Raw genomic sequence first — 6215 nt, 5'->3', positions numbered from 1 at the left:
TGCCCCGATTATCTCATGTCGATACTGCTTGGTTAAGTCCGACAGGCTGCTAGCCGCAACACCGTCTGTCGGTTGCAGCCATGACGGGCCACCATTAGACTGCTGGGCTGGTGTAGGTTTTTGTCCTATCCAGCAAAGCAGTTACTAACGGACCGAACCAGGAACCTGTCGCGCCGATGCCCGATTCCCTGCCTGTGGATTCTGTCGGGGTAGTGACCCCGCAGACGTATCATTTTGAAACGCCTATCGAGCTAGCGTGCGGCCACGCACTGGAACGCTACGATCTGGTGGTGGAAACCTATGGCGAACTTAATGCTGATCGCAGCAACGCCGTGCTTATATGCCATGCCCTGAGCGGCCACCATCATGCCGCCGGCTACCACTCTGTGGAAGACCGTAAGCCAGGCTGGTGGGATACCTGCATTGGGCCAGGCAAGCCTGTAGATACCAATCGCTTTTTTGTGGTCAGCCTTAATAACTTGGGTGGCTGCCACGGCAGCACCGGCCCCAACTCGACTAACCCAGCGACAGGCAAACCATACGGCCCCGACTTTCCGGTTATCACGGTGAGTGATTGGGTAAAAAGCCAGGCATTACTGGCCGATCGCATGGGCATTGAATGCTGGGCGGCGGTAGTCGGTGGCTCCCTGGGCGGCATGCAGGCGCTGCAATGGAGCTTGGACTATCCAGACCGTCTGAATCACGCTGTGGCCGTTGCCTCCAGTCCCCGCCTGACAGCCCAGAACATTGCGTTTAACGAGGTAGCTCGACAGGCGATCACCTCAGACCGGGAATTCCATGAGGGCCGGTACTACGATTTCGACACCCTGCCCCGTCGCGGCCTGATGCTGGCCAGAATGGTAGGCCACATCACCTATCTTTCAGATGCCTCCATGGGCGAAAAATTTGGCCGTGAGCTGAGAGATCAGGCCTATAAGTTTGGCTACGACGCTGAGTTTCAGGTGGAGAGCTACCTCCGATATCAAGGTGAACGCTTCTCAGAGATTTTTGACGCGAATACCTATTTACTGATGACCCGAGCACTGGACTACTTTGACCCAGCCTATGAATTTGATGGTGACCTGTCGAAGGCACTAGCCAAGGCACGTTGTGAATTTCTGGTTCTGTCGTTCAGCACCGACTGGCGATTTACGCCGGCCCGCTCTGAAGAAATGGTGAACGCCATGATCGCAGCACGCCGAAAGGTCAGCTATGCAGAAATCGATGCACCTTGGGGCCACGACGCGTTTCTGATTCCTACCCCCCGCTATACCGCCATCTTCACCGCGTATATGGACCGTGTTGCACGGGAGGTGGGCGCATGAGGGCCGATCTTGAAATTATTCAGCAATGGGTAAAACCTGGCCATCACGTGCTGGATCTTGGTTGCGGTGACGGCACCCTGCTCAACTTCCTGCAGACGGAGCGCAACGCCAGCGGGTTTGGGCTGGAGATCAATCCAGATCACATAACCACCTGCATGGGTCGTGGCGTTTCGGTCATTGAGCAAAATCTGGATACTCAAGGCCTGGATAATTTTGAAGACAACAGTTTCGACATTGTTCTGATGACCCAGGCGCTTCAGGCCGTGCGCCGGCCAGATAAAGTGCTGGATGAAATGCTGCGCCTTGGCGGTGAAGGCATAGTTACATTCCCGAACTTTGCCCACTGGCGCCTGCGCTGGGGGCTGACTCTTAGCGGCCGCATGCCCGAATCCGACTCTCTGCCATATAAGTGGTATAACACCCCTAACATACGGCTATGCACCTTCAAAGATTTTGAAGCCTTATGCCGCCAGAAGGGCATTCGTATCAAAGGCAGACGCGTGGTAGACGGCCAGCACCAGAATAATTGGCTGGCACGGCTTTGGCCAAACCTGTTGGGAGAAATCGCCATCTATCGTATTACCCGGGAGAACAGCAATGATCAATAAAGCTCTGCACGGCATTGTTACCATGGCTGCAGCGGCCTTATTCGCCACCCTGCTTAGCCTTCCTGCCCAAGCGGGCTCCGAGGATTTTGGAGACTATCAGGTGCACTGGAGCGTATTACCCAGCACTTTTTTAACTGCCGAAACGGCAAAAGCCAACAACCTTCAGCGCAGCAGAGGTATTGGCATAGTCAACATATCCATCATGCAGGAGAACGAAGACGGCATTCTCAGGCCGGTTACCGGCCAAGTGGAAGGCAGGGTTACAAACGACATCCAACAGGTGAAGTTTCTTGCGTTTCGCAGAATAAAGGAAGGCGACTCTGTCTACTTTATTGCCGCGTACCAGTACTCTTCGGGAGAGCTGATGACGTTCAACATTACCGGCCGCCCTAGCGGGCATGGTAAGGATTTGCCGGTAAGATTCGCCCACACTCTTTTCAGCGACTGAGCGAGCCATGCCTGAGCAACTTGTTATTGCCAGCAACAATAGAGGCAAAATCAGCGAATTTACGCATCTCCTTTCGCCACTGGGCCTTGTTCCCGTGCCTCAGGGTGAGCTAGGCGTTGGCGAAGCCGAAGAACCCGCGATTACCTTTGCGGAGAATGCCATCCTCAAGGCCCGCCATGCCGCGCGGGAAACTGGCTTGCCTGCACTGGCTGACGACAGCGGCTTGGCCGTATACGCACTGAATGGCGCACCTGGTGTCCGCTCGGCACGATACGCCGGAGCCAATGCTTCCGATCTCGATAATCTGAATGCACTTCTAGAGGCTATGGTCAATGTGCCCGACGGTCAACGCGGCGCGCAGTTCCACTGTGTGCTTGTATATCTTCGGCACGCAGACGACCCAACACCAATTATTTGCCACGGCCGCTGGCCTGGCTCGATTCTTAGAGCACCGCAGGGCGCGGGCGGGTTTGGTTATGACCCAATATTTCTTTGCCCGGAAAAGAACTGCAGCGCGTCTGAGCTGAGCAGGGATGAGAAAAACCGCATAAGCCACCGGGGCCGGGCCTTGGTTTTGCTGATGGAACAGCTCAGGGCGGAGACCTGATTCTGTGATCACACTCCCCCCAGAGCCGGTCACCCCACCCCTAAGTCTGTACATTCATGTGCCCTGGTGCGTGCGTAAATGCCCATACTGTGATTTCAACTCTCACGCTGTTCAGAATGAAATCCCCGAGCAAGCTTACCTAAGTGCCCTGCTTGAAGACCTGGATCAAGACCTTGCACTGACATCGGGCCGCACAATTGAAACTGTGTTTATCGGCGGTGGAACACCCTCACTGATGAGCGGTGATTTCTATCAGAAGCTTTTTAAAGGACTCAGAGAGCGCCTGATTTTTGCAGAAGATGCAGAAATCACCCTGGAAGCCAATCCCGGCACGCTGGAAGAAGGCCGTTTTGAGGCCTTCCGTGAAACCGGCATCAACCGCTTGTCTATTGGCGTTCAAAGCTTTAATTCGATTCACCTGAAGGCTCTCGGCCGCATTCACGACGGCGCCGCCGCGCACAGGGCGATAGAGTCTGCAAAAAGGGCCGGTTTCGATAACTTCAATCTAGACCTGATGCATGGCCTGCCTGGTCAAACCCCAAGTGACACAATTGAGGATCTCAAAGCAGCCATAGGCCATAAACCGCCGCACCTATCTTGGTACCAGCTGACACTAGAGCCCAATACCGAGTTCTACAGCCGGCCACCAAACCTGCCAGACGACGACCTGCTCTGGGAGATTGCTCAAAGCGGCGGAGAATATCTGCGTCAGCAGGGTTTCAGCGACTACGAGATATCGGCTTGGTGCCAAAAAGGCAAGGCCTCACGGCACAACCTAAATTACTGGACGTTCGGGGACTACCTTGCTCTGGGTGCCGGTGGCCACGGGAAAATCAGCCTTTCAGACGGCGCCATCAAGCGCTACTGGAAAACCCGGCAGCCTGACGCCTACCTCAACCGGATCGGCAGCCGTACCGCGGGAAGCAACACAATTGAAGCGACAGAACTCCCTCTGGAGTTTCTGATGAACGCTCTGCGCCTTCGAGAAGGGGTGGATGAAAGCCTTTTTTCTAAGCACACGGGTTTACCCCTGACATCCGTTGCGGTACAACTTCAGAAGCTGCGTGAAGATAAATTACTGGTTAGTGACCGGCTTCAGGCGACAAACTTGGGGCAAAGGTACCTGAACAGTCTGTTGGAGCGTTTTCTGTAATGGACACGGAAAAAGGATTACGGGCTTTACCTAAACGCCTGAAAGCCTGCCTGATAGCAACGGTGATTTTGCTGGCGGCCTTAGTGATGATCAACCAGGCCCTGAAGACGGGGGCGGCTCATCAGGGAATTGTCAGCTATCAATTGGCGGGCAACGCAGAGCAAGCGCTGGCTATCGTACAAAGCTGGGGCGAGGAAGGCCTGCAATGGGCAAAACTCTCTCTGTGGGTAGATTTCCTATTCATCCCCATTTATTGCCTTACCCTTATACTGCTAACCCGGCACTGTACGCTGGACAGACCCGGGATTCGCGAACGCACAGCGGCGCGCTGGATTCGCACACTGTTTATATCTGCGGGCTTGGCCGATGTAACAGAAAACGTGCTGCTGTTAAACAATCTGGACGCTCCCACCGATGCCATCAGCCTTGTTGCTGCAATCAGCGCATTGGCAAAGTTCACCGCCCTAACACTTGGTATTGCAGGCCTGGTTATTATACGAGCAGCCCGACGCCATCCGTTGGCACCGGGGTAAGCTTTAACGGGGAAAGAATCAGTTAGTGCGGTGAAACAGCAAATCCCACACGCCATGGCCCAGGTTTTCACCGCGCTTCTCAAACTTGGTCACCGGGCGATACTCAGGGCGAGGTGAATACTCGCCTTGCGCTTGAGTATTGGCAAACCCTTCCGACTCGCCCATTACTTCCATCATGTGTTCAGCGTAGTTTTCCCAATCTGTGGCCAAGTGCAGTATGCCGCCGACTCTCAGCTTGTGACGAATGCGCTGAACAAACTCAGGCTGCACAAGCCGGCGCTTGTGATGCTTCTTTTTGTGCCAGGGGTCGGGGAAAAACACCATAACCTGATCCAGGCCAGCATCCGGCAGGCATAGATCAATCACATCGTTGGCGTCTATGTTGTAAACACGAACATTCTCCAGCCCGCGATCTTCAATTTCCTTCAGTAAGGCACCTACGCCAGGCAAGTGGACTTCCACGCCAATGAAGTCCTGCTCCGGCGCGGCTTCAGCCATTTCGGCCAGCGAACGGCCCATGCCAAACCCGATTTCAAGGTTGAGCATGGCCTCCCGGCCAAAAACCTGGCGCGGATCGATCATGCCGTCTTCACGGCTTAGACCAAACTTCGGCCAGCTACGCTCGTACGCCTTTTTCTGGCCTTCTGTCATGCGGCCCTGGCGCAGCACAAAACTGCGAACACCACGGCGGGTCGTAATGGGAGAATCGCTGAGCGGCTCTTTATGGTCGGTCATCTGCAATCCTTCACCGCGGGCTGCGGGTCTGATTAAGGGAGTTTTCGACAGTTTACCAGAGTAGAGCCCGTCAGGCGGATACCACTGAGCTCTTGCCTGTCTGGCGATCAAACTGACGATACCCAAGGGCTTCCATCAGATGCGGCTGGGTAACAACATCACACCCGTCAAGATCCGCGAGCGTGCGTGCAACACGCAATATACGGTGCAGTGCTCGGGCTGATAAGCCCAGTTTTTCCATAGCGCCGGTGAGCAGTTTTTCCCCGGCGCGATCAAGGCCGCAGGCTTCCTGCAGTTCACGACCAGACAAGGTGGCATTAATGCAGCAACGACGGGTTTGGCGCTCTCTCGCAAGCTTCACGCGCTTGCGCACCTCTGAACTCGACTCGCCGTCACCACCAGACTGCATCAAAACGCCTCCACCTTGAACAGGCACTTCGACATGTAGATCGAACCTGTCCAACAACGGGCCGGAGATTTTCGACCGATAACGCATAATCTGTTGCGGGGTGCACTGGCATTCAATAGTCGGGTGCCCACTGTAACCGCATGGGCAGGGATTCATGGCGCCAATTACCTGAAAACGAGCAGGAAAATTCACCTGGCGCGCGGCACGGCTGATCGAAATCTCGCCAGTTTCCATAGGTTCACGAAGTACCTCCAGAACACGGCGCTCAAATTCCGGCAGCTCATCCAGAAAAAGTACCCCACGGTGCGCCAGGGAAATCTCACCCGGCCTTGGACTGCTGCCGCTGTGAATTCCACTAAAAACAGCTACTAATGCTATACTGGAACAATATCTTACG

General features: G+C 54.9%; 8 protein-coding genes. 6 read left to right on the top strand and 2 right to left on the bottom strand.

The annotated features are described in order from the left end of the window. Positions 1 to 176 precede the first annotated feature (176 nt). The 6 genes from metX to ACTH3S_RS17580 are packed head-to-tail and all read left to right on the top strand — an operon-like array spanning position 177 to position 4674. Complete coding sequence (gene metX, locus ACTH3S_RS17605; RefSeq protein ID WP_441810312.1) at positions 177 to 1325, top strand: homoserine O-succinyltransferase MetX; 1149 nt, start codon at positions 177 to 179, stop codon at positions 1323 to 1325. Further along, positions 1322 to 1933: a methionine biosynthesis protein MetW gene (metW, locus tag ACTH3S_RS17600; RefSeq protein WP_441810311.1), complete on the top strand. Its 612-nt coding sequence runs from the start codon at positions 1322 to 1324 to the stop codon at positions 1931 to 1933. Before metX ends, metW begins: the two co-directional genes overlap by 4 nt. Positions 1934 to 1955: 22 nt before the next feature. After that, complete coding sequence (locus ACTH3S_RS17595; RefSeq protein WP_441810314.1) at positions 1956 to 2381, top strand: DUF4426 domain-containing protein; 426 nt, start codon at positions 1956 to 1958, stop codon at positions 2379 to 2381. 7 nt (positions 2382 to 2388) lie between these two features. Continuing rightward, entirely contained in the window at positions 2389 to 2988 is a 600-nt protein-coding gene (rdgB, locus tag ACTH3S_RS17590; protein ID WP_441810310.1) for an RdgB/HAM1 family non-canonical purine NTP pyrophosphatase, read from the top strand. 7 nt (positions 2989 to 2995) lie between these two features. Next, on the top strand, positions 2996 to 4141 hold the full coding sequence (gene hemW, locus ACTH3S_RS17585; RefSeq protein ID WP_441810313.1) for a radical SAM family heme chaperone HemW: 1146 nt from the start codon (positions 2996 to 2998) through the stop codon (positions 4139 to 4141). Further along, complete coding sequence (locus ACTH3S_RS17580; protein WP_441810309.1) at positions 4141 to 4674, top strand: hypothetical protein; 534 nt, start codon at positions 4141 to 4143, stop codon at positions 4672 to 4674. Before hemW ends, ACTH3S_RS17580 begins: the two co-directional genes overlap by 1 nt. A gap of 18 nt (positions 4675 to 4692) precedes the next feature. Here ACTH3S_RS17580 and trmB read toward each other — a convergent pair whose 3' ends face one another. Then, entirely contained in the window at positions 4693 to 5409 is a 717-nt protein-coding gene (trmB, locus tag ACTH3S_RS17575) for a tRNA (guanosine(46)-N7)-methyltransferase TrmB (protein ID WP_441810308.1), read from the bottom strand. 70 nt (positions 5410 to 5479) lie between these two features. Continuing rightward, the coding region (locus tag ACTH3S_RS17570; RefSeq protein ID WP_441810307.1) for an ATP-binding protein at positions 5480 to 6215 on the bottom strand (736 nt) is incomplete at its 5' end.

It is taken from the genome of Marinobacter sp. (genome assembly GCF_052094685.1).
GTDB lineage: Bacteria > Pseudomonadota > Gammaproteobacteria > Pseudomonadales > Oleiphilaceae > Marinobacter.
This window is presented reverse-complemented; position numbering and strand designations above follow the sequence as displayed.

Excerpts from the sequence above, each read along its gene's own strand:
- ACTH3S_RS17595 (WP_441810314.1), top strand. The coding sequence starts at position 1,956 with ATGGCTGCAGCGGCCTTATTCGCCACCCTGCTTAGCCTTCCTGCCCAA.
- ACTH3S_RS17580 (WP_441810309.1), top strand. The coding sequence starts at position 4,141 with ATGGACACGGAAAAAGGATTACGGGCTTTACCTAAACGCCTGAAAGCC.
- metW (WP_441810311.1), top strand. The coding sequence starts at position 1,322 with ATGAGGGCCGATCTTGAAATTATTCAGCAATGGGTAAAACCTGGCCAT.
- rdgB (WP_441810310.1), top strand. The coding sequence starts at position 2,389 with ATGCCTGAGCAACTTGTTATTGCCAGCAACAATAGAGGCAAAATCAGC.
- metX (WP_441810312.1), top strand. The coding sequence starts at position 177 with ATGCCCGATTCCCTGCCTGTGGATTCTGTCGGGGTAGTGACCCCGCAG.
- trmB (WP_441810308.1), bottom strand. The coding sequence starts at position 5,409 with ATGACCGACCATAAAGAGCCGCTCAGCGATTCTCCCATTACGACCCGC.